Raw genomic sequence first — 26299 nt, 5'->3', positions numbered from 1 at the left:
TAAAGCAACGTTGTCTCGCTACGCTCGGCTCAAACCTCCTTCGGAGGTGCTCATCCTCTTGAACGCCAGGCGAAAAAAAACCTGCTTAAAAAGCAGGTTTCTTAAATGTGGTCGGCGAGAGAGGATTACTTGCATCTGCGATGCCGCCCTGCGGGCCGTTGCTAAAGCAACGTTGTCTCGCTACGCTCGGCTCAAACCTCCTTCGGAGGTGCTCATCCTCTTGAACGCCAGGCGAAAAAAAACCTGCTTAAAAAGCAGGTTTCTTAAATGTGGTCGGCGAGAGAGGATTCGAACCTCCGACCCACTGGTCCCAAACCAGTTGCGCTACCAAGCTGCGCTACTCGCCGATGCGGGCGCATGTTACTGCTGACGATAATACGCGTCAATCACTTTCTCGTCCCGACACATCAAGTGGTGATAAAATCGGCATAAAGCGCGCTATAGCAGCCTGCAACGCGCTTTTTCATTATGCCTTAGCCGTTTTCAGCGCCGGAGATTGGGCGCGTAAGAACGGCAACAGGAACAGCGCAGACAAACAGGCGGCGATGGAAATCACCACGAAGAAACCGTTCCAGTGCCAAATTTCCATAATCCGCGCAATTGGGTAGCCGGACAACGCGGCACCCAGGTAAGCAAACAGGCCGACAAAGCCGGTCGCCGCCCCGGCAGCATCCTTGTGCGAACATTCCGCCGCCGCCATGCCGATCAGCATCTGCGGACCAAAGATAAAGAAGCCGATAGCAAAGAAGCAGGCGGCCTGCAGCAGGAAGGTGACTCCCGGCATGATCCACAGCGCCGCAACCGACAGGAAGATACCGATGGCGAAGATCAGGTTCATTGGCCCACGGTTACCGCGGAACAGTTTGTCAGAGCCCCAACCGGCTACCAACGAGCCGATAAAACCACCCACTTCGAACAGGGAAATCGCCGAGTTGGCGGTCATCAGCGAATAGCCTTTCTCCTGGGTCAGGTACAGGTTGCCCCAGTCATTGATGGCCGTACGCACGATGTACACCAGCACATAGGACACCGCCAGCAGCCAGATATACTTGTTGGTCAACACATAACGCTTGATGATTTCGCGGTTAGTCAGCCCCTGACCTTCCGATTCCTGCACCAGTTCCATGGCGTCGTTACGCCATTTACCCACGCTAGGCAGCCCCATGGTGGACGGCTTGTCACGCAGGCGCCAGCACATCAGCAGGCCCAACACCACGCCGATAATGCCCGGAATAATCATGCCGTAGCGCCAGCTGAAGTGCAGCGAGATAAAACCGACCAGCAATGGGATCAGCGCACCGCCAAAGTTATGCGAGGTGTTCCAGATCGCCCACCAACCGCCGCGCTCGGAGCGCGAATACCAGCTGGTGAGGATTTTTGAACAAGGTGGCCAGCCCCAGCCCTGAAAGAAGGCGTTGAGGATCCACAGTGTGCCCAGCATCAACAGCGAAGAGCTGAGGCCGAAGAAGATATTGAGTATGCCGGTCATGATCAGGCCCAACCCCATAAAATAGCGTGGGTTGGAACGATCGCTGATCATGCCTGAGATAAACTTCGAGCAACCGTAAGTGATATAGAACAGCGTGCCGAGGATGCCAACGTCGGACATCGTCAGGCCAAGGTCGCTCAGCATCGCCGGCATAATGAAGTTGAAGCTTTTGCGCGTGAAGTAAAACGCGGCATAGCCGATGTACATCGTCCACATCAGCTGGATACGCCAGTATTTATAGCTGGCATCGATCTGTTTTTGATCGGTAACCGGCGGCACATCGTCGCGGCTTTTAAGGAAAGACCACATGTGAAACCTCAGAGAATATGAAAAGTGCCGCTATCATGCTGCGCGCGCGCGAAAATGACTTACGCCGGATTCCCGACGCGGCTAGGAGTATTTCCTAGTTTGGCCCTTCCGCCGGTGAAACTGTGGGTAAGATCACATTCAAACAGGAGCCATTCTCCGACGTCAGCCGCAGGCGGCCGCCCAGTGCGCTGATGCGTTCCTGCATGCCGCGCAGGCCATAACCCGGCTCATGATTGGCCAGATCGATACCGACGCCGTTATCGCGAATGGTCAGCAGCACTTGCGGCAACCGTCCTTTACGCTGGCGAAGACGCGCATCCAGCTCAATGCGGCTGGCGGCAGCGTGACGACAAACGTTGGTCACTCCTTCCTGACACACCCGATACAGAGTGATTTTCAGCGTCTCATCCAGCAGTTCATCCGGCACCTGCCACTGCATCACGCTCACCAGTGACGCATCCTGTGGCAAGGATTCACGCAGCATCGCCGCCACCGCCGCCGAAAGTGGCAAATTATTCAGCGCGGCCGGCCACAGTTGGGTCAGCACATCGTGCACGCCGTCATACACCCGCAGCGCCAGCGTATCTATCGCCTCGGCGCAGCCCATCACCTGCGGCTGCGGCGCCAACCGCTTGATAATACTGGCCTGGGTACGGATTACGGTAATGGTTTGACCGACCTCGTCGTGCAGCTCCCGCGCCACTTCCCGCCGGGTCTGCTCTTCTGCCGTGACCAGCGCGCGCGCCAGTTGGCGATTTTCCGTCAACCGCAGCCGCAGTTGCTGGTTCAGTTCGCGCTGGCGTTGAATACCCGCGCCAAGCAGCAGGCCGGTCAGGCTCTGGGCCAGCAACGACAACAGCAAATCGCGGTGTGATTCGGGCTGTGGCGGTTCGTTGGCCACCAGCACCACGCCATTGAGCAACGTCGCCAGCAGCGCACCCTGCCAGCCGTAGCGATAAGACATAAAGACGATCGGGATGGCCAGACAGAAGGGTGCAAAGCGGCGCAGCTCGGCGGCATTAACCTGCTGTTGCAGCCAGATACTGAGAGCAAACAGCAGCAAATAGCTGGCCAGATGGCGCAACCGCAGCGTCACCGGCTTATGGATCAGACCCGGCTCGAGCGGGACCCAGATCTGCCGCGCCAGGTAGTGCCACAGCAGCAGACAGGTCGGGGCAATGGTAAAGCCGCCCGCCAGCCCGAGCAGCAGCGCACGGGCACCCTCACCGTTCACCAGTTGCCACACCAGCGCTTGCAGTAAAGCGGCCACTGCCACCACCGCGCCCTGCATCAAAGGCCATTGCCATTCGCTGTCGCTTTCCTGATGCCGCAACAACCAGGGGGAAGCCACCAGGCTGAGCAATACCGTCAACACCAGCACCACCACCGAAGCCCACAGCGCCGGGCCGTAACCGAACTGATCTGCCAGCACCACCATCAGCAGCAGATCGGCCAGCAGGATACCCGGCCAGAAGCGATAAGGGCTTTGCAGCAGAATGCCCATACGCAGGCCAAACGGGAACAGCAACATCGCCTGCCACGGCGGGTCGATCAGCGCGGTGCCGATGCCCCACAGGCAAAATGCGCTGGTCGCATAGATAAAAAACAGCGCCAGTTGGGTGATCAGGCGTTGCATCACAGGTTCAGCATCCGCTTCGCCAGTTCAACGTTGTTATTGATACCCAGCTTGGCAAACAGATTGGCACGATGCACGTGTACCGTTTTCGGTGACAGTCCCAACGCAGCGGCAATCTCCCGCACCTCCTGCCCTTGCGCCAGCAACAGCGCGATTTCACGTTCACGACGAGTCAGGGGGTCCACCTTCACCCGCGCCAGCTGCTGGGCGATTTCAGGCATCAGGTACACGCCACCGCTGGCGACGGTACGTACCGCGGTGATCAAATCTTCCGGCTTGCAGCGTTTTGACAAAAAACCACAGGCACCGCGTTCCAGCGCCAGCTCCACCAGCGCCGGGTTGTCATGCATCGACAGCATCACCACCCGAATACCGGAGGGAATATCCGCCAGTAAATCCAGTCCGCTGCCGTCCGGCATCGAAATATCACAGATGCAGATTTCCGCCTCCAGACCGGGCAGGCCGGCGCGTGCCTGAGCCGCGCTGCTGAACTCGCCGACCACCTGAATATCCGGCTCCAGCGACAGCAGTTGCACAAAGCCCGATCGCACAATGTCATGATCGTCAATAAACGCCACGCGCAAGGTCATGGAAATCTCCGGTCCGAGGGGGAAAGTGCGCAAGTATACCGCAAGCCTGAGCCGGATTAGTTGATGAAGGGAAGGTATTAACAGATTTTACCGGGCGCAGTGCGCCCGGTATTGAAGAGGTTACAGCTCGCTTGGCGACGCTTTTTCCTGCGGAATATCGCACCAGTTGTTTTTTGCCACGATGCCGCCGTTCGGCGAGGTATACCCGAGGCAGCCGAGAATAGTATCGAACAGCTCAACATGGCGGTGGGTCTTGCCAACTCGCTGCTGCGCCTGCAATTGCTCAAACGCACCGCGATGCTGTGGGTCTTCCAGGAACTTGTCGGATGCCCATACCATCATTGGCACGCGGAACTGCTCCACCGGCGCCATTTCACGCGGCGTGCCGTGCAGGTGTGAATTCTCGCCGATCGATTCGCCGTGATCGGAAGAATAGAACACAATCGCCTTCTTCTCGCGTACCTGATCAATCACATTGGCGATAAAGCTGTCGGTATACAGCACCGAGTTATCAAAGGCGTTAACCAACTGATCTTTGGAGCAGAAATCGTCAACGCCGATACACTCCGGCTGATAACGCGCGTAGCTACGCGGATAACGCTGGGAATAGAGATAATGTGAGCCCTTGGTGTGCAGGATCACCAGATGCTTGCCCTTGGGATAACGGGCCAGCGACTCCTTCATTTCATCCACCAGCAGCATATCGTCAACCGATTTGCCGTCGTTGCGCTTTTCGGAGGCGATCATCTCGCGGAACGAATAGTTGTTCACTTCGGTGTTGTTATAGAACCAAACCTCACTCTGCATGGCGAACAGCTCGGAGGTGAAGCCCAGATCTTTCATTACCGCGAACACGTTTTGCTCTTTCAGAGTCCGTTGCGGGTTATCTGCCGTGCCGCCTTCCCGCACGAACATACAGCGCAGTGAGAGTTTGGTCGCGGTATCACAAGACGTGCCGCGGAACGCCACCAGATTTTTCTCTTTGGACAGCCGTGGCGTAGTGTCACGGTCGTAGCCGAGAATACCCATGTGATCCCAGCGTGTGGTTTCACCAATGATAAACACCACGTAGGTATCATCAATATCGGCCGGTGCAACATAGGTAAAGTTCTTGGCCGGGTCGAACAAATTGGCCTGATCCTGACTTTCGTCATAACGGGTGTAGGCAAACAGACCCAACGCAGACAGCCAGTTGGATGGCAAATAGGAATGTGCAACCACGCCACCATAGCTTGGCAAATCCACATTGGTGATTTTTTCCTGCGCGCTTTGCTCGTTATCCAGCATACGCAGCGGCACCCAGACCAGCGCCACCACCGCCACCAGCACCACCAGGGGTTTGATCCGGTGTCCGGGCGTTTTCAGCTGTTCGATCAAGGTATAACGCAGGTTGTTTTTCCAGATGCACAGCAGCGGCAATGCGCTGAGCACTACCATCCACAGCACGAAGTGCATACCGACCACTTCTTTCGACAGGTCGATATCGGTGGTCATCACCGACACCACAATGCCGTAGCCGATCACCACGTTGAAAAACGTCATGTAATAGCTGGCAGCCACGGAAATCAGCACCAATAGCGAGGCAATGATGCGGTAGAACAGCCGGCCGCCGAGCGAGACCAGCCGCATAATAAAGAAGGTGAACAGAACGATGGCGATAACCTCGGTTACCGCAGAAATGACCTTAATCCCCTGAATGCCGTGCGAAAACGAATCAAAGCGACGATAGAAAACGGAAAGGTTCAAAAAGATGCCGATATAGATCGCTAACAATAACGATAAATTCTGCTGTGATAGCGATTTAACTTTGTTCATGTAACGCGGTGGCTCCGGGGGCTTTAACAGTTCTGAAGTCAGTCAGACATTCGATGCGGCCGCAGGTTCAGCCGATCGGCAATAAGCGCTATTTTGGGGGTAAGAATCAAGAGAATTCTCACAAAATAACCATTTTTGCCATTTTTTGTGCAAGGAATAAAGGGGGGCGAGACGAGAAATGGAGGGCTGAACCCTCCATTTGTTCCGCGATATTGGCGGAAATCTTACTTAACGTTAAGCGTTACATCAATATTGCCGCGGGTGGCGTTGGAATAAGGGCAGACCACGTGGGCTTTTTTCACCAGGTCTTCCGCCACGCTGCGCTCGATGCCCGGCAGAGAGATATCCAACTGCACTTCGATACCGAAGCCGTTGGGGATTTCGCCAATACCCACGGTGCCGTCAATTTTGGCTTCGGCCGGGATCTTCACTTTTTCTTTCGCCGCGACAAACTTCAGTGCACCGAGGAAGCAGGCCGAATAACCGGCAGCAAACAACTGTTCCGGGTTGGTGACTTCACCGCCCGCGCCGCCCATTTCTTTCGGCACGCCCAGTTTGACATCCAACACGCCGTCAGATGAGGTCGCACGGCCATCGCGGCCACCGGTTGCTGTGGCATGAGCACGGTACACAACTTTTTCAATCGACATACATCATTCCTTCTTTCTGGTTGGAGGCTAGACGGCGGTTCTTGCAGGCAAAACGCCGTCATTGGTATATCTTTCGCGATTAAATCGCACGCTATATATTTACTGCTTACTTCCAGTGTAGTCCATCAAGGCCGATCCTGCGTCCGGTACCGGGAGTCAGAGCTGATTGATCAGCTTGCCACGCAGCTTTTCCAACTGCTGTTTGATATTAACGATTTCGTCGAGGCTGCAATCGGTAGCGCACATTACGGCTTCCGGTACCGACTGCGCTTTCTCACGTAATGCACGGCCGGCATCGGTTAACGCAATAATCACCTGCCGCTCATCGGTGGTGGCGCGGTAACGCACCAGCAGCCCGGCAATTTCCAGCCGTTTCAGCAGCGGTGTCAGGGTGGCGGAATCAAGAAACAGCCGTTCGCCAATGTCCGTAACCCTGATTTCATCCCCTTCCCACAGCACCAGCATCACCAGGTATTGCGGATAGGTGAGTTCAAGCCGGCTCAGCAATTTACGGTACACCTTGTTCAGCGCCAGGTTGGCGGAGTACAGGGCAAAACACAGTTGCTGGTCGAGCAGCAGCAGGTTTTTCGTCTCGGGTTGTTCGGTGTTTTCGGTTTTCATGTTCTGAATATAGATAGTGCACGATGTAATCGCAAACTATTTTTTAGCCAGTATGCTACCTTGTTAAAAGCAGGGGATGCCACAGCGAGGTGCTGTGTGGAGGAAAAGGATATGACAGACACACTGACAGAACGCGCGCGCCGCTACGCCACCAAGGCGCATGCGGCCATCGATCAGCGCCGCAAATACACCAATGACCCCTACATTGTTCACCCGCAGGCGGTAATGGAAATCGTCAGCAGCGTACCGCACAGTGAAGAGATGCTGGCCGCCGCCTGGTTGCACGACACGGTAGAGGATACGCCCACCACCCTCGGCGATATCGAAAGCCACTTTGGGCCACAGGTCGCAGCCCTGGTGGCAATGCTGACCAACGTCAGCGGCAGCGGCGACGGCAACCGCTTCGAGCGTAAAAATCGCGATCGACACCACAGCGCCAAGGCTTCACCGCAGGCCAAGACCATCAAGCTGGCGGACCTGATCGACAACACCCGCTCACTGCTGGACTATGACAGTCATTTCGCCCGAACCTATCTGATCGAAAAGCAACGGCTGCTGGAAGTGTTGACCGAAGGTGATCCGACGCTGTGGCAACAGGCGCATCATATCGTCGAAAAAGGGCTGGAAAGGCTGCAGTTGCCGCCACATAACGTCCCGGCAAGCTGGTTCGAACATGCACGCCAGCGTTACCGGGAAAGCGATGCGGCGTAGTCGTCAGAAAGTCACCACCGTTTTCAGCGCCGTCACCCAGGCGTCCTGAGTTTCGTTGACGCCCGCCGGATGGTGCCAATATTGTACGCCTGGCTGCAGTTGCAGCCACGGGGTGACGTTGAAGCGGTAATAGAGTTCTGCCGTCACCGAATGCCCCGGTACCGGGTGATAGTTGGGATCGTTATACCCGGTAGCGTTGTTGACTTGATTCAGGTAGCGCTGGTTATCCCGGTAATGGTTGCTCAGCTTGACCATGGACACCCCCAGACCCAGCCAGTCGTCTGGCCGTGCGTCAAACAGCCCGCGATAGCGGATACCGGTCGAAGTGGAGTAATGCATATAGTTGGAGCGCTGATCCGCCAGCCCCAGGCTGTAGAACAGGCTCAGACCGCGATTGGCGTCATCCGGGTGGCGCGTGACCTGCTGGTTAAAACCGCTATACAGAAACCAGGTGCGATCGTGGCTGCGGTAGCCGTTTGGATCGCTCGCCCCCGGGCCGCCGGAAACCCCCTCGTACAAATCCTGCTGGCTGGCATTGGTGAACAGCACGCCAATATTGTAGACCCCCGGCAACTGATTGACCGCGTTGGTCTTCAGTTCCAACTCCATCGGTAACAGCATGCCTTTACTGCCCTTGGTCGACCCACTCCAGGCATGACTGCGGCTTGGTGCCTGCGGGTTTTGCTCCATCACGCCGGTTTTGAAGGTCAGCCCGTCAGTCAGTTTATATTGCAGGGTGGTGCCCCAGTAGTGGACGTTCCAGTTATACCAGGTCAGTGAGTTGGCAGACTTGCCGCCGCACAGCGTCAGCGTCTGGAAATCGCAGGGAATGATCTGGTCGAAGTCCTGCACCTTGTTCATCATGCCGATACGCCATTGCAGCCGGCGATCGAGGAAGCTGCGGCTAAAGGTCAGCCAGCCCAGTCGGGTGATCGACTGGCCACCATAGCTTTCCTGCGACAGGTCAGTCGGATTAACACGCGGGTCCTGCAAGCGATCGCGCGTCAGGTTGTTATCATGGTTACGGTTAACGATATTGCCTTCAAGCGCCGCATCCGGGATACCGGTCAGCGCCTGCAAGTCCTGGCTGAAGGTCAGCGAGAACTGATCGATATAGGACAGCTGCTTATCGTGGTTATAGCCACCGTCGGCGTTATAGGAAATCTGGCTGAGATACCCCAGATTATAGTGAAAGCCATGATCTTCCAGGATCGGTCTGATCCCCAGCATATCGCCCAACAGCCCTGGCTGCGGCGGTTCAAACCCGAGCGCGACGCCTTGCCATTTGGCGGTGGGTGCCTCCACGTCCTTGGCGCTTTGCAAAGTTTCTGCCTGCGCGCCGCTGCAGGTCAGCAAGAGCAAGGCGAGTGTCATAGAGTGAGGTAATGGATATTTCATTATTATATTTCTCCGCCTGTTACGCTGACTGCGGGCAACAGCATTCCCTGGGCGAGAATTTCCCATAATTGGCAGCAGTAGATAAAGGTAATAACCCGGCGGTTGCCACCGGGTGGGGTGATAAAGTTTAAGCTTTGTTTTTCAGACTGTTACCGTTACTCTGGATCACATCACGATACCAGTAGAAACTCTTTTTACGGCGGCGCTCCAGGCTCCCGTTGCCGGCATCGTCGCGGTCGACATAAATAAAGCCGTAACGCTTGGACATCTCGGCCTTAGAGGCGCTGACCAGGTCTATCGGCCCCCAACTGGTGTAACCCATCACCTCCACGCCATCGTCAATCGCCTCCGCCACCTGCACCAGATGGTCGTTGAGATAATTGATGCGGTAGTCGTCGTTGATGCTGCCGTCGGCCTCGACACGGTCCTTGGCTCCCAGGCCGTTCTCCACAATAAACAGCGGCTTCTGGTAGCGGTCGTACAGCACATTGAGCAGATAACGCAGGCCAACCGGGTCGATCTGCCAACCCCACTCCGAACTGGCCAAATGCGGGTTCGGCACCATATTGAGAATGTTGGTCCGGGCAGTGTTGTTCTGGGCCTCGTCGGTGGTGACACAGCCGCTCATGTAATAGCTGAAGGAGATAAAATCGATGGTCTCGCGCAATGCCTGTTGATCTTCGGCGGTGATCTCGACCTGAATGCCGTTTTCACGGAAGTAACGTCGCATATACGCCGGGTAGCCGCCGCGCGCCTGTACATCACCAAAGAACAACCAGTCGCGGTTCTGGCGCTGGGTTTCCAGCACGTCTTCCGGTTTGCAGCTCAGCGGATAGAGAATACCGCCCAGCAGCATATTGCCGATTTTGCCGCCCGGCACAATCTCATGACAGGCTTTTACCGCCCTGGCACTGGCCACCAGCTGATGGTGGATCGCCTGATAAATCTCGCTTTTGCTACTGTCTTCCGCCAAACCGACGCCGGTAAAGGGTGCATGCAGCGACATATTGATCTCGTTAAAGGTCAGCCAGTGCTGCACCTTGTGCTTATAGCGTTCGAACACCGTGCGCGCGTAGTGCTCGAAAAAGCCGATAGTCTTGCGGTTGCCCCAGCCGCCGTATTGCTTCACCAGCCCGTAGGGCATTTCGTAATGCGACAAAGTGACCAACGGCTGAATGCCGTACCTGGCCATTTCGTCGAACAGCCGATCATAGAACGCCAGCCCGGCTTCGTTCGGAGCCTCCTCATCGCCCTGCGGGAAAATACGCGTCCAGGCGATGGAGATACGCAGGCACTTGAAGCCCATTTCAGCGAACAACGCGATGTCCTGCGGATAACGATGATAAAAGTCGATCGCCACATCCTTGATGCCGCTGTCGCCGTCAACCCGTGGCGTAATCGCGCCGAAGATGCCCTGCGGCTGCAAATCAGAGGTCGACAGCCCCTTGCCGTCGGTCTGATAAGCCCCTTCCACCTGATTGGCCGCCACTGCGCCGCCCCACAGAAAATGGTCTGGAAATTTGCTGCTCATCGCTTTCTCCTCGGTTAACCTAATAAAGTCAGCAGCGGCGCCTGTTCCTGCACCCTGCCCTGGCCGCTGGTCAGCACGTCGACGTAGTCATCGCTGTTGCTGATGATGATCGGCGTGGTGGTATCAAAGCCGGCGGCGCGGATCGCCACCTGGTCAAACTCAATCAGCAGATCGCCCGGGTTAACCCGATCGCCCTCTTGCACATGGGCAGTGAAATGCAGCCCATCAAGCTTGACGGTATCTATGCCGACGTGAATTAAAATCTCTGCGCCCTCGTCAGACTCAATACCGATGGCGTGTTTGGTTTTAAACAGCGAGGCCACACGCCCGGCAACCGGCGCGACCACCCGCCCTTGCAGCGGCACTATCGCCACTCCCTTGCCCAGCAACCCGCTGGCGAAGGTGGCGTCGTTAACCTGCTCCAGCGACATCACTTCGCCGGCAATCGGGCTGACGACAAACTGTTTACGGTTAAGCGGTGCGACAGGTGCCGGCTCCACGGCGGCCTCTACGGGGACCACACCGAACAGATAGCTGGCCACCGCCGCGAAACAAAATGACAGCAAGGTGCCGACAATCGCGCCCCACACCGTGGCATCGAAGCCGCTGGCAGGAATAATCTGCGCAAAGGTAAAGATGTTCACCAGACCAAAGGAATAGGTGGCGGTATGGAAATAGCCGATCACCGCGCCACCTAGCGCACCGCCGATGCAGCCGAAAATAAACGGCCGTTTATTCGGTAGGGTCACGCCATAAACCGCCGGCTCGGTGATGCCAAACACCCCGGCACCGATGGCGGAACCGGCCAGAGCCCGCAGTTTGGCATCGCGGGTACGCAGCATGACGCCCAACGAGGCACCCACCTGCCCCATCACCGCCGGCAGCAACAACGGCACCATGGTGTCGCGGCCGAGCACGCTCAGGTTATTGATCATCAAGGGTACCAGTCCCCAATGCAGACCGAAGATCACACACACCTGCCACATCGCCCCCATAAAGGCACCGGCAATAATCGGGTTAAATCCGTAGATGGTCTGAAAACCGTTGGCCAGCAAATGGCTGAGCCAGGTGGCTGCCGGGCCGATCAGCAGGAAGGTCAAGGGCACGGTGACCACCAGGCACAGCAGCGGCGTAATAAAATTGCGCAGCGCGCTGTGGATCACCCGATTAAACAGCGGCTCCAGCCGGCACGAGATCCAGGCGGCAAAAATAATTGGGATCACCGACGAGCTGTAATTGATAAAGGTCAGCGGAATGCCGAAGAAATACTCGCGCACCGCGTCTGGCTGCTGTGCCGCTTCAAATGCCGCCATCATCAGCGGGTGGGTCAGAGCCCCACCAATCGCCATGGTAATGAACGGATTACCGCCAAACTTTTTCCCGGCGGTATAGCCGAGCATGATCGGCAGGAAATAGAACAGCGCGTCACTGGTAGCAAACAGCATTTTAAAACTGCCACCACTCTCCAGCAGCCAGCCGCAGGCCAGGCTCAACGCCAGAAAACCTTTCAGGATCCCCGAAGCGGCCATCACCCCCAGCAGCGGCGTAAAAATACCGGACACCACGTCAATAAAGCGACTGAACAGGTTTTCCTTTTTGCCGTCATCCTCCGCCACCGCGCCATCGCCCAGCGCGCCGGCCTGATTGACCGCGTGATAGACCTCCGCCACGTGGTTACCCACCACCACCTGAAACTGCCCGCCGCTTTCCACTACCATGATCACACCGGGATTCTTTTTCAGTGCCGCGGCATCGGCACGCTGGCTGTCACATAGCTTGAAACGCAGGCGGGTGGCGCAGTGCACCAGACTCCTCACGTTGTCGCGGCCACCGACGCCGGCCAAGATCTCACTGGCTAATTGTTCATATTTCATAGTGTTACCCTTAGAATCTACGTTCTGCCAACCTCAGTGCCGCGATGGCCAATCGTCGTCACGAAATTCAGCGCAAAAAAAAACCTAAACCTCATGGCCTCTGCTCCCACCAGGGGGACAGAAGCACGAGGTTTAGGTTTTGCCTGCCGGAGCAGTGACAACCCTAAATCGGCTGAGCTAAGACGTTAACACTGTGCTTTTCAGTGGGGCAAGGCTTTGCCCCGGCAAATTACCGAACTGTGATCCGGCGGGCAAAACGGCTTCAGTGAGCGAAATAATGCATGCCGCCGTCTACCGGGATCACCGCTCCGGTGATATAGCGCGCCTGCGGGGAACAAAGAAACGCGGCCAGATAGGCCATATCCTCCGGCTCACCAAAGTAGCCAATCGGGATGTTTTGTTTGATAAACGCCTGGCGCGCAGCCTCGGTCGGGTGCAGTTTTTCACGCACCTGTTCGCTATTAATCCGCCCAGGCTGCAGCGTATTGACGGTAATCCCTTGCGCCGCCACTTCGCCTGCCAACCCCTTGGCCCACAGATGCAATGCCCCTTTGGCGGCAGTGGCCGCGTTCAGGCTACGCGGCTCCATCGAGCCGCTGATGTTAATCACACGTCCCCAGCCCTGAGCCTGCATGCGGGGAAGCAACGCATGGGTTATCCGACGCGCCGGGGTAAAGTTCAGGGCAAACGCCTCTTCCCAACCCGCGTCACCTTCGCTCAGTGAAGTCGGGCGGGCACCACCCACTGCATTAATCACAATATCGATGGTCCCGAACTGCTGTATCGCCAGCGCCAGCATGCTATCGAGCGCCTGTGTCTGGGTGATATCTGCCGCGATTACATAGGGCCGTATGCCACCGGCTTGCTCAACCTCATCCGCCAGGGTCTGCAAACGGTCTTCCCGGCGCGCCGTCGCCACCACAATCCCCCCCTGCGCCGTCAATACCCGAACCATACCTGCGCCAATCCCTTCGCTGGCACCCGTCACCAACGCGATACGCCCCTGCAGATGCAAATTCATAAGATATCCTAATTGAATAATTCAACCTGGTTACAAAGATAACGTCATTGAATCACGTCCCAGTCTGTGTGAATATTCCATAAATTCGCGGCAATACTGTGCAGGAATTCACTAATGTTCGATTGGCAGGATTTAAAACACTTCGTGGTGCTGGCACGCACCGGTTCATTGTCGGCAGCGGCGCGGGAGCTGGGCTGCGATCACGCCACGGTAGGCCGACGGGTGGCGGCGCTGGAGAAGGCGCTCGGCTTGGGACTGATCCTGCGTCTGCCACGCAGTACGCCGCTGACGCAGGACGGCAGAATGATTGCCGGGCTGGCGGCCGACATCGAAAATCAAAGCCACGCCATTGTCCGCCATGCGCGCAGCGCCGGTGAGACGCCGCAAACTCAGGTGCGTATCAGCGCGCCGCCGTCGATTGCCGCACGGGTTATCGCCCCACAGATTGCGAAATTTCATCATACTTTTCCGCATATTACGCTGATACTCTCCGGCGAATCGGCAATCGCCGAGCTGGATCGCGGTGACGCCGAAGTCGCGGTGCGTATGGTGCGCCCACAACAACCGGATCTGCTGGTGCAACGTATCGGCATGATGCGCTACGCATTGTACGCCACGCCGCAGCACGCCGCCCTGCCGGAGTCAGCGCGGGCATTTATCGGCTACGACCACCACTACCAAAACCAACCGCATCAGCAGTGGCTACAACAGCTGTTGCAGGGCCGCCCGGTGGTATTTCAGGCCAGCGATCTGTTCTCGCTCCAGGAAGCGGCACGATCGGGACTTGGGGCGGTGGTATTGCCGACGTTTGTCGCCGATAGCGACCCAGATATGGTGACGCTGCCCACTTCAATCGCTGCGCCAACCCGCGAACTGTGGCTGGTCACTTACCCGGATTTGGCGCGCTCAACGGCCGTGCGCGCGGTGATGACTTTTCTGACTGATATCATCGGAGAAAAATGCCCACTGACACGCTGAAACATAAGTCATGCTAATTTGATACTGGACAAATCTTACGCGGCGGATTATTACTGGTCACGACATAATGGACTTTAGGGACTGGCTAAGATCATGACTTTGCGTACTGAATTTGGACGAATTCTGATTACCGGCGCGGGTGGCCGGGTGGCGACGGCATTCCGTCAATCGGTGGGAAATCGCTATCAGCTACGGCTGGCGGAAAAAAACCTCGATCGGCTGACCGATCTGCTGCCTGGCGATGAGGTGATCAGCTTCGATATCGCCGATATCGAAGCCTGTCGTGCGGCCTGCGCCAATATTGACACCGTGCTGCATCTGGCGGCCGATCCCTCGCCCGATGCGGACTTTTGCCATTCGCTGATGGATAACAACATCCTCGGTACCTTCAATATTTTCCGGGCGGCGAAAGACGCCGGCTGTAAACGGGTAGTCTTCGCCAGCAGTGCGCAGGCAGTGGAAGGCTATGCACTGGATTACCAGATTCGGCCACAGGACGCGCCCAAACCGAAAAATATGTACGGCGTCAGCAAAGCCTTTGGAGAAGGTATCGCCGCCTATTTCGCTCATCAGGAAGGGCTTTCAGCCCTGTCGGTACGCATCGCCAACTTCACCACGCTGGAACCCGGCGAGCAGCTCAGCGCCCGTGACATGAGCGCTTTTCTCAGCCACCGTGACGCCGCCGATCTGTTGGAACGTTGCCTGCGCATTGAAGGCGTGCACCATGCGGTGGTGCACGGCGTGTCCAATAACCGCTATAAGCGACTGTCGCTGGAGGAAACCAGCCGCCTGCTTGGCTACTACCCGCAGGACGATGCGTTCAGCATCCTGGGTTTCGCCTAGAGTTTGCTATCGATGCGCTGCAACAGGTAGGGGAAAAACGGGTTGGAGGCAATGCGCATCAACGAATCGAGATCGACCACCAGCACGGAACGTTCGCCGCGCGCAGCAAGGGTGCCCAGGCTAATACCGAACTCATCACGCTGCGCCGGAAACCGACCATACAGCGAATCACTCACCGGGAACGGCAGCGCCACGTGCGAAAGCGAATAAATATCCGCCGGGTAAGTCATGCCCAGCGGTTGCTCGCTTGGCGTGGTGGCCCCGGCCGGTGTCACACTGGCGATCGCCTCGCTGCTTTCCGGTGAGGCGTTGGCGATCACCGTGGTCTGATAACGGCGCGGAGGCGCAGGTAACAGTTGGCTGACCGCCGCCGCCGCGTTTGGCCGCAGTAACGGGCCGAAGTTCACCGTACGATTGACGTCAAACAGCACCAGTTCGCTGCCGTTCGCCGGCAGTTCGTTATATAACGCGCGGATCACCGCTCGGGTACTGACGGTGGAATCCATTACCGACTGAAAGGTCAGCACCGGCGCTAATTTATCCAACTTGCCGTCACGCGCCGCGCGGGCGATTTGCTGTTGCAGACCATTACTGAGCAGATAGGACTGGCGTGCCCCATTTACCGGGAACGAATTGTATTTAAAAGGATTAAATTCCGGCAGCACCCCAAGCCACGCGGCTTTGGCAAACGCCGGGAACACCGCCGGCCAACCGGCAATACCGGCGAAGCGGGCAAAGCTGGTGACGCCGATCATCGGTGAGATCAGGATCAATCGCTGCGGTGTAGCCAATTGTGGATCGTCCAATGCATCCAGCGCGTACTTCATCGCCAGCGCTCCGCCGTTGGAAAAGCCCACAATATGCAGCGGCTTGTCGCCCCCGGCCTGGCTGCGCGCCTCACGTATTGCTAACCGCGTCGCCGCCAACCAGTCTTGCCATTCAATATCGGTCAGGGCACCCGGTACCGTACCGTGCGCAGGCAGGCGAATGCCGACCGCCACATAACCCTGCTGCCGGTAATTCTCGGCAATGTGCCGCAGGCTGTAAGGGGCGTCGGTCAGGCCGTGCAACAGCACCACGGCACCTCGCGCTTCACCCTGCGGCAGCAATTCGTAGGAACGGTTCCAGTCGCGGGCAAAGTGCTCCGGATACACCGGACTGCCATCGAAGTAGCGGTTAAGTGGGATGCGTTCGCTGGCGGAAAGTTTGTCCGTGACGTTGGTCTTCACCTCATCAAACACCCGGCTCTCTGCGGCCAGATAGCCCTGCCAGTCGGTCTTGTCCATTTCGGCAGCCGACAGTTCGTGTGGCACAAAGGTATGCCACGGCTCAAGTGCCGGGCCGCTCTGAGTATCATAAATGCGCACCGCAAACAGCGTGAGCAACACAGTGACAGCCACAATCGTCAGCCGTTTGGTCCATTTAATTATCGCCCTGGAAGGCATGCCCACTCCTGAATTTACGGTGATTCCAGCTGCGATTATAGAAGTTAAACGCCCGCAGGGGCAGCCCGGCGAGCGCCGTCCGTGACCCACCGATTTTTAGAACTTGCTCACAGAACCCGCATTTCCCAGCCGTTTTTGCGGATAAAAATTGATCTGCCGACGGAATGTTTGTAGGTTTCTGTAACGATACACTAAAACGTTACAGTGAAAGACCAGAGACAAAGTATCGTACCCGTTCCCCCTGTCCCTACAGCTTTGCCACGCAGGGGAAATCATCTTCACCACCAGCATCGCAGGCCGTCTGCGATCGGGAGCCAGGCTGATGAAATCACTGACATGCCGCTTAACGCCGCGCCTGTTTATCACGCTGTTATTTATGCTGTTTATCTTGCCACTGCGCGCCAATGCGGCCGAAGTTAACCTGCGGGTCTATTCATCGCTGCCCGATGATGAATATTCCGCGCACGCCATCTGGTTTAACCGCTTCAAACAGAATCTGGAGCAGCGCCTGCCGGGCAAAATCGCCCTCAACTATTTCCCCAACGGCATGCTGGGCAAAGAGGCCGATGCCGTCCAGCAGGTGCGTATTGGCGCGATCGACATGATGATCTCCGGCACCTCCATCTGGGGCACGCTGGTACCGGAAATCGGCGTGCTGGATCTGGGTTATCTGTTTAACGATAACCCGCAATTGGGTCGGGCGCTGGATGGCCAGGCGGGCCAACTACTGAGCGCCATGCTGGCCAAACAAAGCAACATCAAGGTACTGGGCTACGGCTTCAGCCTGGGCGCGCGCAACATTTACAGTAAAAAGCCGTTGCAGTCGCCACACGATCTCAACCGAATGAAAGTACGCGTGCTGCCGGCACCCAATTTTATCGCCACGCTGAAAAGCATGGGTGCCACGGCGATCCCGATGCCCGGCGGTGAAGTCTATTCCGCGCTGCAGATGGGGGTGATCGACGGCGTGGAACATGACGCTGCCACGGTCTACACCAGCAAGTATTACGAGATCGCCAAATACGCCACGCTGACCCGCCATATCTACAACCCGATTGTCGCCACCATCAGCCAGGCGGCGTTCCAACGCATCCCGCAGCCACTGCAAGCCGAGGTGTTGGCGGCAGCCAGCGAAGCCACGGTTTATGAACGCAAAATCGCGGCGGAAAAAGAAGCTCAGGCGATGGAAAAACTGAAAGCCGCCGGCGTGACCTTTACCGAAACCGACCGCGACTATTTCCGTCAGCAAACGCTGCCACTTCAGGCGGTATTTAGCGGGAAATATCCACAGGCCAAAGCGGTGCTGGATGCCATTCATGCCACAGCGCAGCCGTAACGCCCCTCTGGCGGAGGATTTGCAATGACCCTTCCTGTAACCCTTGAAATGAGTGTGAAAAAAGTGGCCATCCTGACGCAGTTAAGCCGCGCCCTGACCCGTTTTACCGCCTGGGGTGGCGCACTGGCGCTGCTGATCAACGTGGTGGTGGTGTTCGCCTCGGTGATTTGGCGCTACGCGCTGCACAGCCCAATTGAATGGGCGGAAGAAGTGGCGCGCGCGCTGATGGTGACGCTGGTGTTCTTCGGCGTCGCTACCTCCACTGGGCGCGGTCGGCACATCGGCGTCGATCTGTTCCTGCGCTGGGTGCCCGCGGTAGCCCGGCCCTACGTAGTGCATGCCAGCCGTTGGGTGCTGGTCCTGGTGGCTTTGGGGCTGGCGGTCTCCAGCTTCAGCCTGGTGGGTATTTCGCTGCCGCAGACCACCGAACACGGCCTGCCGCAGGCGATCTTTGTGGTGCCGGTGTTTATCGGCGCGGCGGTGATGCTGGTCAGCGCGCTCGATCACGCCTGCCAGGCACCGTTGAAAGTGGTGTTAATCAGCGCCGCTGCCGTCGCTCTTCTGGGCGGTGCGGGCTACCTCAGCCTGCATATCCCGCTGGGATTCAGCTCACTGCCCGCCGTGCTGATGCTGGCCTGCTTTATTCTGGGCATTATCTCCGGCGTGCCGATCGCCTTTACCCTCGGCATGTCGGCGATGGTGTTCTTCCTCAGCGATCCGTCGCTGCCGTTCGTGTTCTTTGCCCAGCAGGTCACTGCCGGCGTCGACCATTTCGTGTTGCTGGCCATTCCATTCTTTCTGCTGGCCGGTGCGGTGATGGAGGTCAACGGCATGTCATCGCGGTTGGTCGAGCTGATCGTCCGTGGCATGGGACGTTATCGCGGTGGCCTGCACATGACCACCATTGTGTCGATGGCGTTTTTCTCCGGCATTTCCGGCTCCAAGCTGGCGGACGTCGCCACCGTCGGCGGCGTGCTGATGCCCGCAGTAAGGCGAGCGCGCCAACCGGCGGCAGAATCGGCCGGGGTGTTCGCCGCCTCGGCCATCATGGCAGAGACCATTCCTCCCTGCGTCAACCTGATCGTGATGGGCTTTATCGCCAACATATCCATTGGTGCACTGTTCATCGCCGGACTGATCCCGGCGCTGTGCCTGCTGATATTGCTGCTGATTGCCGCCGTGATCTTCGGCAAACGCATCAACGTCGATGACGCCTACCCGGTGCGCATGCCGACCCGCCAACTGCTGATCGGGGCTGCCGTCGGGTTGGTAATGATTTTGATGATCGGCAAGGGCGTGGTGGCCGGTATCGCCACCTCCACCGAGATTTCCGCCTTCGCAGTGGTTTACGCCATCGTGGTCGGTCGGTTGGCCTTTGGGGAACTGACCCTGAAAGCCACCCTGAAGCTGTTTGTCGATACTGCCGCGCTGTCCGGCATGCTGCTGTTTATCGTTGCCTGCGCCACCAGTTTGTCCTTCGCCCTGACCATCGAGATGATCCCCCAGCAGTGCGCACAGCTGCTGGTCGCCATCGGCGCGGACTACGGCCCGTGGCTGTTCCTGCTGCTGTCGATTGTCATTCTGATTATCTTCGGTGCGGTGCTGGAGGGCGCTCCGGCGCTGATTATCTTTGCCCCGATCCTGGTGCCCATCGCTACCCAACTTGGCTTTAACCCGCTGCACTACGCCATTGTGATGATTCTGGCGATGGGGTTCGGCCTGTTTTCCCCACCCATCGGCCTGGGTCTGTACACCACCTGCGCCATCTGCGGCGTGCCAATGCAGGATGTGATTAAGCCGATGGCCAAATACCTGCTGATCATACTGCTCGGCATCATCGTTATCGCGCTGTTCCCGGCGCTCACCACCTGGCTGCCCACGCAACTGGGTTACTGATTTTCTCAAGCAAGGAGTTACACCATGTTCTCTGATTTGACCAACAAACGCGTGTTGATCACCGGTTCTACCGCCGGTATTGGTCTGGCGACCGCCGCCCTGTTCGCCCAACACGGCGCCAAAGTGGGAATTAACGGCATGCGCAGCGAGCCACCGGCAGAAATAGCCACCTTCCCCGGTGAATGCGAGTTCTTCTCGGCCGACTTGTCGCGCTCCGCAGGCTGTGAAGCGCTGGTCGAAGCCTTTGTCGCCCGCTTTGGTGGCATCGACATTCTGATCAATAACGCCGGCGGGCTGGGCGGACGCAACGGCCTGGAAGCGATAGACGACGAATTCTTTGACCGGGTGATGGACCTGAACTGCCGCTCGGCGCTGATGGTCACCAAATTCGCTATCCCGCACCTGCGCACCTCGGCACGCGAGAGCGGCGCTACCGCCAGTGTGATCAGCACCGGTTCCATCGCCGCACGTGAAGGCGGCGGCATCGGTGCCGGTCTGTATGCCAGTGCCAAGGCCTGGCTGCACAACATTCACCGCAACTGGGTGAAGGAGTTCACCCAGGACAATATCCGTTTCAATATCGTCTCACCGGGCAGTATCGACACCGCCTTCCATCATGGCAAAAGCGAAGAAGTGCTGGGCAAGATGTGCGCTTCGATCCCAATGGGCCGCTTTGGCCGCAGCGAAGAAGTGGCGCCCACTTACCTGTTCCTGGCATCGCATAACTGCAGCGGCTATATCACCGGACAGGTTATCGACGTCAACGGCGGACAGATCGCGCCCTAAGGGCCTGTGACTCACTTTCGAGCGCGTGATAAAGTCGCGGTAATGGGTTAATGCAAAACGGGAATGTGATGGCGAATATACGTGATGTGGCACGTCATGCCGGGGTTTCGGTCAGTACAGTTTCCAACGTGCTGAACGGCCGGGTCGATCAGATGCGCAAGGATACGCTGGCCCGTATTGAGCAGGCGATGGCGGCGTTGCAGTACCAACCGAACCGGGCGGCGCAGCAGCTCAAAACCGGACAGGTCAAAATGCTCGGCCTGCTGGTGCCTTCGATCGTCAACCCCAGCTTTGCCGCACTGGTGCGTGAGATTGAGCTGGCGGCCAAGCAAAACTACGGCTATCAGGTGTTGCTGGGTGATACCCATCGCCAGCAGGAAGAAGAGATCCGTTTTCTCGACGATCTGCTGGCATTAGGCATCCGTGGCGTGGTGGTCGCCTCCACCTTTTACGATCGCCCCCATTTCCGTGACGCCCTGAAACGCGGCCTGGTAATGATTAACTACGACGAACGCACCCTGACGGCACCGGGTGAGACAGCACTGCCGATCGACAGCGTGTCGATGGACAATAGCGCCGCCGGCAGCATGGCGGCCCAGCATCTGATCGCCCAGGGCTGCCGCCGTATCGCTTTCGCCACCGCCTCTGGCATGACCAGCAGCCGCGCCAACAAAATTGCCGGTTACCGGCAGGCACTGGAGGCTGCCGGGCTGCCGGTCAGGGTGATCGAAGGTAAAGCGCAGTTCGCCTACGGCGATGCCGAAATGGCCGAGTTGGGGAAAACGCTGGCCGAACAAGTCTGCCAGAGTGAACCACGGCCGGACGGTGTGGTAGCGCTGAACGATATGCTGGCCATCGGCATGATTTCTGCCTTCCAGCGATTGGGGGTGCGGGTACCGGAGGATATTTCGGTGGTCGGCATCGATAATATGTTTCTGTCCGAACTGTTCAACCCGGCGCTCAGCTCTGTGGCCCCCCCTCTGCGCGAGATGGCAGTGAAAATTGTCGATCGGTTGATCGGCCGGTTGGAAAACCCGGAACTGCCGGTTGAGGAGTTTTTATTTGCCCCCAGCCTGGTACGCCGCCAGTCGGTGATTAACTCGTAGCCCCGGCGGGGCCGCCGGTCCCGCTCTCTTTCACACTGAATACCTGGCTGCGCTAACGCGCGGCGGGGTTTCGCTGCGCCCAAAACCGCAGCAGGAGAATAAAATGAATCATGAATCTTGTGTTTACTGCCATCCGACCGATGAGATCGTGCTGTGGCAAAACTCACAGTGTCGGGCAATTTTTATCGCCGACAGCCCATTCCCCGGCTGGTGCCGGGTGGTGTGGCATGAACACATCGCCGAGTTGAGCGACCTGCGTGACGACCAGCGCAACAGCATCATGGCGGTGGTGGCACAGGTTGAGGCGCAGTTGCGCCAACTATTAACGCCGGCGAAGATCAACATCGCCAGTCTGGGCACCGCGCTGCCGCATTTGCATTGGCATATCGTCCCGCGTTACCTCGACGACTCGCATTTCCCGGAGCCGGTCTGGAGCCAGGCGTTGCGGGCGCCAACGGCGAAAACATTGCCGGATAATTTTATCGAGCTGATGCGGGAACGGCTGGCGTTAACGTTGGGGGAATAACAGGAAGCCGGGCGATGCCCGGCATTTTTATTGCATTACGGCTTTTCGGAGATTTTGCGCAGATATTCGTTATTTTTAAACGCAATAATGATCATCTCAAAGCAAACGCGGGTGAACACGCCGCCAATAATGATCGCGAACAGGCCACGGAAAAACTCACCGTAGAACATCGCCCCAATCCCGCCAACAACAATGCTCAGCAGGCAAAGCCAGTAAACACCGGTGATGATTTTCGGTGTCAGCATCGCATCAAAAAAGAAAATGTTTTTCATTGTAAATCCTTCCTTAGGCCAGTATTTAATTATCCCAGAGGCTCCGCATCGGTGCGGTATGCCTTGTTGTCACGCCGGTTATGATAGCGAGTAACGCGGCGAAAAGCGCACAGAAATCAGCAAGCCATTACATAAGGGTTGAGGATGTTTAACAACGTAGCTCACAATTTACTCGGCGGTTTGGCAGCGTTGCTGCTGTTCAGCCAAAATGCACTGGCGCAGGAAACGCTGATCTTTGTGCGACACGGGGAAAAACCAGCCAACAGCAGCGGGCAGCTGACCTGCAAGGGGCTGAACCGCGCGCTGGCGCTGCCGGACATACTGCTGAGCCGCTACGGCAAGCCGGACTTTATCTTTGCCGCAGGGCCGAAAGAAAACAAAGCCGGCAGTTCACTGCGGGCTCTGTCGACCATCATGCCCACCGCAGTGCGTGTGGGGCTGCCGATCGGCATTCAGTTCCACGCCGATGACATCGCCGGGCTGCAACAGGAGTTGCTCAGCGATAAATACCAAAACTCACGCATTTTCATCGCCTGGGAACACAAGAATCTCGATAAGGCGGTGAAGAACATCGTGGCCGCACGCGGAGGCGATGCCAATTCGGTGCCCAAATGGCCGGGCAGTGATTTCGACAGCGTCTTCGTGGTCACGCTGGATCAGGGCAAGGTGTCATTCAGGCAGGAAAGCGAAGGGTTGACCGCGTTGGCGGATACCTGCCCTTCCGCCAGATAAAGTCAAACCGCCTTCGACTGGTTCGGTGAGATGACATAACAGCAGCTCCGTGAATTTGACGCCGGGGCTAAATCAATATAGTGGCTCGTTACTCCATAACAATAGAAAGTTTAAATTATTTCTCAATAGATATAAAAACATAATGTTACACCACTGAAAATATATATTTATTATACATTGAAGCAATCCACGGCGAAGAACATACAAACTTAAATAATAGACAATTGAATTTACTAATAACAAACTAATGCTTTGTATTTGGCTTGTGGGATTGAATATATACGAGAACCTGTAAATATCTTTCTTAGCGGGGCTAAAGGTAACACCGCACTGATTAAGGAAAGATCATCATGGCTAAATCCCCTATCGGTACCACAGCTTCCACCGGGCACAAGTGCCCTGAAAGCGGTGTCTGGACGGTTGTAGGTACACCATCAACCACCGCCCCCATTGCTAAAGGCAATACCATGCCCCCCATAATAAGCAGGCGGTCACCTGGCGATTAACGCAATATGCCTAAGTTGTCAGTCACTAAGCCGCCTCCTCAGGAAGCGGCTTTTTTATACTGAGTTAGTGATCCAAATACAGATAGTGCATCCAACTGGTCATTCGTAACAGTACCTTGCGCATTACAGCCACATGGGTAAAGTGATCGGAGTAAACTGCCACCTGAGAAAAAATGCCGTCAGGCAATTCGTCAATTTCACTGTTGGGCGCCAGCTCAATCACGGCCAGAACACCATCGCTGCCGGGCGTCATGCTCAGCGATTGCAGCGTTCCCTGCGCTTGATATGATCCGCCGGGCACCACCGGAAGAATTCTTATCAATTTTCCAGGGAAGACCTGGCCGGGAAACGCATTAAACACCACTTCGGCCTCATCACCGGCTTTCAGACGCAGCAACGAGTTTTGTCGAAACTGAGCAATAATCTGGCGTTTTTGCTCAGGAATAAACACCATGACCGGACGCAATGGCAACGCCGCGGCATAGGTGCCTGGGCGGATCAGCACTTGGGTGATGTAACCGTTGCTTGGGGCACGGATCACCGTTTGATCAAGATTATATTTGGCCTCGGCTAACTGTGCCCTGAGGCTAACGATTTGAGATTGTTCCCCGTTAATCACACTGTCTAACTGACTTTTTATCTGTGCTTGTTCAGCCACCGAACCTTTTACCAGCGCATCCTGTGCCAAATAGTTCTGTCGGGCGTTATCAATATCACTTTCCGAAAATGGGTTAACCTTGGCCTGACTACCTCTGACATAACGTTGGTAGTCTTTATATAACCGATCGCGTTCCGCGCTAACCCGAGAAGTGTTGGCAATAGCTTCATCCAGCTGCCCTTTAAGCACCTGAGTATTATTAATCGCGGTGACCAGGTCGGCCTGAAGTCTATTAACTCTTGCCTGGTAGCGCACCGGATCTAATTTAAACAGCACTTCACCTTTTTTAATTAATACGTTTTGCTTATCGGTTACTTCGCTAACGATACCTGTCACCTGCGGAGTAATAGGGATAGAGATCACGGCTTTCTGCGCAAGGAAAGTATAGGGATGGTTGTAATTCATTAGCAGAATTAATGCCCCGATTAAAAACACTCCGCCCAATGCAGCGGTAGGCACGGTCCATTTATTGACCGGGATTTTGAAAATTTTAAATATAGACCAGGCAAAAGCAACATACGTCAGGATAATGAGCAGATCCATGGTGGCTACTCCGAAGGAGGCATTTTATTATCACCCAGTTTCAACTCCAGCTCCGCCACACGTTGCTGCAACTGTGCGAACGATGCCTCCTGACCTTGCATACCCCAACCACGCTCGGGGCGGTATAACGTAGCCCATATCCATAAAAACGGCCAGATCACATGCAGAGTAAATAAACTCACCCAGCCCGCGACATGGATAGCATCGGCATGCGGATGGTTACGTGCCTTTGCAATCAGATAGGGGATATCATGAAGAATAATAATCCCATAGAAAATAATAAGGAAAACCAGAATAAGGACACCCAGCGCAAAGTAATTAAGAAACATAACCGCCTCTAATTTACGGATCCAGTGTTCAATGGTAAAGATAGACGCGTTTTGATCCTTTTGTGCTAAAACTGGCGAAGTTTATTTTCACCAGAAATTCATTATCTGCCATTAGTTAGAATGAAAGCAGTTCTGCACTGTTTTTTGGGAATCACAGAAGTCGCATCTGATAGCAATTCCAATTGAATTTGCTTGGTTTTATCTTGTTAGATTCTGAACCATGCCCCCGATTATGCCCCCAAATGATTTTGCTTGTGGGATTCAAGGGACTTTATGGCTGCTCAAACTCATATGGGCTGGTTGGCCTCGGCATGCTGATGGATGAGTTCGGCAGCAGTGTAGTCGGTACAAGCAAAATGCAGCTTGTTCTGGATGGTTTGAAAAAGCAGCGTTGTCTCTTTGAGTGAGGGTTGGTAGTCGGCGGCTAATGCGAAGGTCTCCCGAACCCGCAAATAAGCCCGACGCTCACTGGCACGGGTATCACGGATGCGTTCCAGCATCTCATCAAAGTAATCCGGCACTGCAGATGAACCCACGGGCGGTTTTTTAAGCCGTTCGTCATCCATCACGAAGCCTTTGATCCGATATTCCTGAAGCGTTTGGGCCACCCACTGGCGGATTTCGGCGCCGGGGCGGCTGAGCGGGGTATCCAACTGAATCGCTCGACGGTATAAGCTCACATTTCCCCCTCCGGCACG

At 56.3% G+C, this 26299-nt stretch carries 23 protein-coding genes, 1 tRNA gene, 1 other RNA gene and 1 pseudogene; 9 read left to right on the top strand and 17 right to left on the bottom strand.

Translation table 11 applies throughout. The annotated features are described in order from the left end of the window. Positions 1-108 precede the first annotated feature (108 nt). From F8R23_RS21970 to F8R23_RS21935, 8 genes are all read right to left on the bottom strand, one after another. A non-coding RNA gene (locus F8R23_RS21970) (RtT sRNA) lies at positions 109-237 on the bottom strand. A 33-nt stretch (positions 238-270) separates the two neighbouring features. Beyond that, a tRNA-Pro gene (locus F8R23_RS21965) sits at positions 271-347 on the bottom strand. Between the two features lie 119 nt (positions 348-466). Beyond that, positions 467-1798 carry an MFS transporter gene (uhpC, locus tag F8R23_RS21960; RefSeq protein ID WP_129936249.1) on the bottom strand — a complete coding sequence of 444 codons (1332 nt, stop codon included), beginning with the start codon at positions 1796-1798 and terminating at the stop codon, positions 467-469. 94 nt (positions 1799-1892) lie between these two features. Then, positions 1893-3434, bottom strand: coding sequence for a signal transduction histidine-protein kinase/phosphatase UhpB (gene uhpB / locus F8R23_RS21955; protein WP_129936315.1), 1542 nt, complete (start codon positions 3432-3434; stop codon positions 1893-1895). Continuing rightward, the gene (gene uhpA, locus F8R23_RS21950) at positions 3434-4024 is read right to left on the bottom strand and encodes a response regulator transcription factor UhpA (RefSeq protein WP_017891232.1); all 591 of its coding nucleotides are present in this window, start codon (positions 4022-4024) and stop codon (positions 3434-3436) included. Before uhpA ends, uhpB begins: the two co-directional genes overlap by 1 nt. A 120-nt stretch (positions 4025-4144) precedes the next feature. Next, entirely contained in the window at positions 4145-5839 is a 1695-nt protein-coding gene (gene eptB / locus F8R23_RS21945) for a kdo(2)-lipid A phosphoethanolamine 7''-transferase (RefSeq protein ID WP_012004603.1), read from the bottom strand. A gap of 224 nt (positions 5840-6063) precedes the next feature. Then, positions 6064-6489, bottom strand: coding sequence for an organic hydroperoxide resistance protein (locus F8R23_RS21940; RefSeq protein WP_004934114.1), 426 nt, complete (start codon positions 6487-6489; stop codon positions 6064-6066). Between the two features lie 156 nt (positions 6490-6645). Then, complete coding sequence (locus tag F8R23_RS21935; protein ID WP_129937779.1) at positions 6646-7110, bottom strand: MarR family winged helix-turn-helix transcriptional regulator; 465 nt, start codon at positions 7108-7110, stop codon at positions 6646-6648. Between the two features lie 111 nt (positions 7111-7221). Here F8R23_RS21935 and F8R23_RS21930 point away from each other — a divergent pair, with 111 nt between their 5' ends. After that, positions 7222-7821, top strand: a complete 600-nt coding sequence (locus F8R23_RS21930) for an HD domain-containing protein (RefSeq protein ID WP_112349399.1) — start codon at positions 7222-7224, stop codon at positions 7819-7821. Positions 7822-7824: 3 nt separating this feature from the next. Here F8R23_RS21930 and F8R23_RS21925 read toward each other — a convergent pair whose 3' ends face one another. The 4 genes from F8R23_RS21925 to F8R23_RS21910 form a co-directional block, all read right to left on the bottom strand. Then, a complete protein-coding gene (locus F8R23_RS21925) occupies positions 7825-9219 on the bottom strand; it encodes a carbohydrate porin (RefSeq protein ID WP_129936247.1) in 1395 nt (464 codons plus the stop codon). Positions 9220-9346: 127 nt separating this feature from the next. After that, positions 9347-10750, bottom strand: coding sequence for a glycoside hydrolase family 1 protein (locus F8R23_RS21920; RefSeq protein WP_151416023.1), 1404 nt, complete (start codon positions 10748-10750; stop codon positions 9347-9349). Between the two features lie 14 nt (positions 10751-10764). Further along, positions 10765-12624: a PTS beta-glucoside transporter subunit IIABC gene (gene bglF, locus F8R23_RS21915; protein ID WP_129937776.1), complete on the bottom strand. Its 1860-nt coding sequence runs from the start codon at positions 12622-12624 to the stop codon at positions 10765-10767. Between the two features lie 262 nt (positions 12625-12886). Further along, on the bottom strand, positions 12887-13645 hold the full coding sequence (locus tag F8R23_RS21910) for an SDR family NAD(P)-dependent oxidoreductase (protein WP_151416022.1): 759 nt from the start codon (positions 13643-13645) through the stop codon (positions 12887-12889). 114 nt (positions 13646-13759) lie between these two features. On the opposite strand from F8R23_RS21910, the gene F8R23_RS21905 reads away from it, so the two are divergent. Beyond that, positions 13760-14623, top strand: coding sequence for a LysR family transcriptional regulator (locus F8R23_RS21905; protein ID WP_129937775.1), 864 nt, complete (start codon positions 13760-13762; stop codon positions 14621-14623). 93 nt (positions 14624-14716) lie between these two features. Further along, on the top strand, positions 14717-15466 hold the full coding sequence (locus tag F8R23_RS21900) for an NAD-dependent epimerase/dehydratase family protein (RefSeq protein ID WP_112349405.1): 750 nt from the start codon (positions 14717-14719) through the stop codon (positions 15464-15466). On the opposite strand, the gene F8R23_RS21895 is transcribed toward F8R23_RS21900, so the two are convergent. After that, positions 15463-16911, bottom strand: coding sequence for an alpha/beta hydrolase (locus tag F8R23_RS21895; protein WP_151416021.1), 1449 nt, complete (start codon positions 16909-16911; stop codon positions 15463-15465). The two genes, F8R23_RS21900 and F8R23_RS21895, sit on opposite strands and share 4 nt — an antisense overlap. Before the next feature lie 322 nt (positions 16912-17233). On the opposite strand from F8R23_RS21895, the gene F8R23_RS21890 reads away from it, so the two are divergent. The 5 genes from F8R23_RS21890 (at position 17234) to F8R23_RS21870 (ending at position 22561) form a co-directional block, all read left to right on the top strand. Further along, a complete protein-coding gene (locus tag F8R23_RS21890) occupies positions 17234-18247 on the top strand; it encodes a TRAP transporter substrate-binding protein (RefSeq protein WP_129937773.1) in 1014 nt (337 codons plus the stop codon). A gap of 24 nt (positions 18248-18271) precedes the next feature. Then, positions 18272-20143 carry a TRAP transporter large permease gene (locus F8R23_RS21885; protein ID WP_112349408.1) on the top strand — a complete coding sequence of 624 codons (1872 nt, stop codon included), beginning with the start codon at positions 18272-18274 and terminating at the stop codon, positions 20141-20143. A gap of 24 nt (positions 20144-20167) precedes the next feature. After that, complete coding sequence (locus tag F8R23_RS21880) at positions 20168-20929, top strand: SDR family NAD(P)-dependent oxidoreductase (RefSeq protein ID WP_129936240.1); 762 nt, start codon at positions 20168-20170, stop codon at positions 20927-20929. A 68-nt stretch (positions 20930-20997) separates the two neighbouring features. Next, the gene (locus F8R23_RS21875) at positions 20998-22035 is read left to right on the top strand and encodes a LacI family DNA-binding transcriptional regulator (protein WP_112349410.1); all 1038 of its coding nucleotides are present in this window, start codon (positions 20998-21000) and stop codon (positions 22033-22035) included. A 103-nt stretch (positions 22036-22138) separates the two neighbouring features. After that, a complete protein-coding gene (locus F8R23_RS21870; protein ID WP_099062230.1) occupies positions 22139-22561 on the top strand; it encodes an HIT family protein in 423 nt (140 codons plus the stop codon). A 35-nt stretch (positions 22562-22596) separates the two neighbouring features. On the opposite strand, the gene F8R23_RS21865 is transcribed toward F8R23_RS21870, so the two are convergent. Beyond that, positions 22597-22833: a DUF4282 domain-containing protein gene (locus tag F8R23_RS21865; RefSeq protein WP_099062231.1), complete on the bottom strand. Its 237-nt coding sequence runs from the start codon at positions 22831-22833 to the stop codon at positions 22597-22599. A 144-nt stretch (positions 22834-22977) separates the two neighbouring features. Here F8R23_RS21865 and F8R23_RS21860 point away from each other — a divergent pair, with 144 nt between their 5' ends. Further along, complete coding sequence (locus F8R23_RS21860) at positions 22978-23565, top strand: histidine phosphatase family protein (protein WP_129937772.1); 588 nt, start codon at positions 22978-22980, stop codon at positions 23563-23565. A 570-nt stretch (positions 23566-24135) separates the two neighbouring features. Here F8R23_RS21860 and F8R23_RS21855 read toward each other — a convergent pair. From F8R23_RS21855 to rhuM, 3 genes and pseudogenes are all read right to left on the bottom strand, one after another. Next, on the bottom strand, positions 24136-25272 hold the full coding sequence (locus F8R23_RS21855) for an HlyD family secretion protein (protein WP_151416020.1): 1137 nt from the start codon (positions 25270-25272) through the stop codon (positions 24136-24138). Between the two features lie 5 nt (positions 25273-25277). Next, the gene (locus F8R23_RS21850) at positions 25278-25601 is read right to left on the bottom strand and encodes a DUF3302 domain-containing protein (protein WP_099062235.1); all 324 of its coding nucleotides are present in this window, start codon (positions 25599-25601) and stop codon (positions 25278-25280) included. A gap of 293 nt (positions 25602-25894) precedes the next feature. After that, positions 25895-26261, bottom strand: a pseudogene (gene rhuM, locus F8R23_RS21845) (RhuM family protein); the annotation flags it as partial. Positions 26262-26299: the final 38 nt, after the last annotated feature.

It is taken from the genome of Serratia proteamaculans, assembly GCF_008830365.1.
Classification (GTDB): domain Bacteria; phylum Pseudomonadota; class Gammaproteobacteria; order Enterobacterales; family Enterobacteriaceae; genus Serratia; species Serratia proteamaculans.
The sequence above is the reverse complement of the archived record's forward strand: the minus strand, read 5'-3'. Positions and strand labels throughout refer to the sequence as shown.

What these genes read in the sequence shown, in the direction of transcription:
- uhpC (WP_129936249.1), bottom strand. Translation starts at nt 1,798, where the DNA reads ATGTGGTCTTTCCTTAAAAGCCGCGACGATGTGCCGCCGGTTACCGAT.
- uhpB (WP_129936315.1), bottom strand. Translation starts at nt 3,434, where the DNA reads ATGCAACGCCTGATCACCCAACTGGCGCTGTTTTTTATCTATGCGACC.
- uhpA (WP_017891232.1), bottom strand. Translation starts at nt 4,024, where the DNA reads ATGACCTTGCGCGTGGCGTTTATTGACGATCATGACATTGTGCGATCG.
- eptB (WP_012004603.1), bottom strand. Translation starts at nt 5,839, where the DNA reads ATGAACAAAGTTAAATCGCTATCACAGCAGAATTTATCGTTATTGTTA.
- F8R23_RS21940 (WP_004934114.1), bottom strand. Translation starts at nt 6,489, where the DNA reads ATGTCGATTGAAAAAGTTGTGTACCGTGCTCATGCCACAGCAACCGGT.
- F8R23_RS21935 (WP_129937779.1), bottom strand. Translation starts at nt 7,110, where the DNA reads ATGAAAACCGAAAACACCGAACAACCCGAGACGAAAAACCTGCTGCTG.
- F8R23_RS21930 (WP_112349399.1), top strand. Translation starts at nt 7,222, where the DNA reads ATGACAGACACACTGACAGAACGCGCGCGCCGCTACGCCACCAAGGCG.
- F8R23_RS21925 (WP_129936247.1), bottom strand. Translation starts at nt 9,219, where the DNA reads ATGAAATATCCATTACCTCACTCTATGACACTCGCCTTGCTCTTGCTG.
- F8R23_RS21920 (WP_151416023.1), bottom strand. Translation starts at nt 10,750, where the DNA reads ATGAGCAGCAAATTTCCAGACCATTTTCTGTGGGGCGGCGCAGTGGCG.
- bglF (WP_129937776.1), bottom strand. Translation starts at nt 12,624, where the DNA reads ATGAAATATGAACAATTAGCCAGTGAGATCTTGGCCGGCGTCGGTGGC.
- F8R23_RS21910 (WP_151416022.1), bottom strand. Translation starts at nt 13,645, where the DNA reads ATGAATTTGCATCTGCAGGGGCGTATCGCGTTGGTGACGGGTGCCAGC.
- F8R23_RS21905 (WP_129937775.1), top strand. Translation starts at nt 13,760, where the DNA reads ATGTTCGATTGGCAGGATTTAAAACACTTCGTGGTGCTGGCACGCACC.
- F8R23_RS21900 (WP_112349405.1), top strand. Translation starts at nt 14,717, where the DNA reads ATGACTTTGCGTACTGAATTTGGACGAATTCTGATTACCGGCGCGGGT.
- F8R23_RS21895 (WP_151416021.1), bottom strand. Translation starts at nt 16,911, where the DNA reads ATGCCTTCCAGGGCGATAATTAAATGGACCAAACGGCTGACGATTGTG.
- F8R23_RS21890 (WP_129937773.1), top strand. Translation starts at nt 17,234, where the DNA reads ATGAAATCACTGACATGCCGCTTAACGCCGCGCCTGTTTATCACGCTG.
- F8R23_RS21885 (WP_112349408.1), top strand. Translation starts at nt 18,272, where the DNA reads ATGACCCTTCCTGTAACCCTTGAAATGAGTGTGAAAAAAGTGGCCATC.
- F8R23_RS21880 (WP_129936240.1), top strand. Translation starts at nt 20,168, where the DNA reads ATGTTCTCTGATTTGACCAACAAACGCGTGTTGATCACCGGTTCTACC.
- F8R23_RS21875 (WP_112349410.1), top strand. Translation starts at nt 20,998, where the DNA reads ATGGCGAATATACGTGATGTGGCACGTCATGCCGGGGTTTCGGTCAGT.
- F8R23_RS21870 (WP_099062230.1), top strand. Translation starts at nt 22,139, where the DNA reads ATGAATCATGAATCTTGTGTTTACTGCCATCCGACCGATGAGATCGTG.
- F8R23_RS21865 (WP_099062231.1), bottom strand. Translation starts at nt 22,833, where the DNA reads ATGAAAAACATTTTCTTTTTTGATGCGATGCTGACACCGAAAATCATC.
- F8R23_RS21860 (WP_129937772.1), top strand. Translation starts at nt 22,978, where the DNA reads ATGTTTAACAACGTAGCTCACAATTTACTCGGCGGTTTGGCAGCGTTG.
- F8R23_RS21855 (WP_151416020.1), bottom strand. Translation starts at nt 25,272, where the DNA reads ATGGATCTGCTCATTATCCTGACGTATGTTGCTTTTGCCTGGTCTATA.
- F8R23_RS21850 (WP_099062235.1), bottom strand. Translation starts at nt 25,601, where the DNA reads ATGTTTCTTAATTACTTTGCGCTGGGTGTCCTTATTCTGGTTTTCCTT.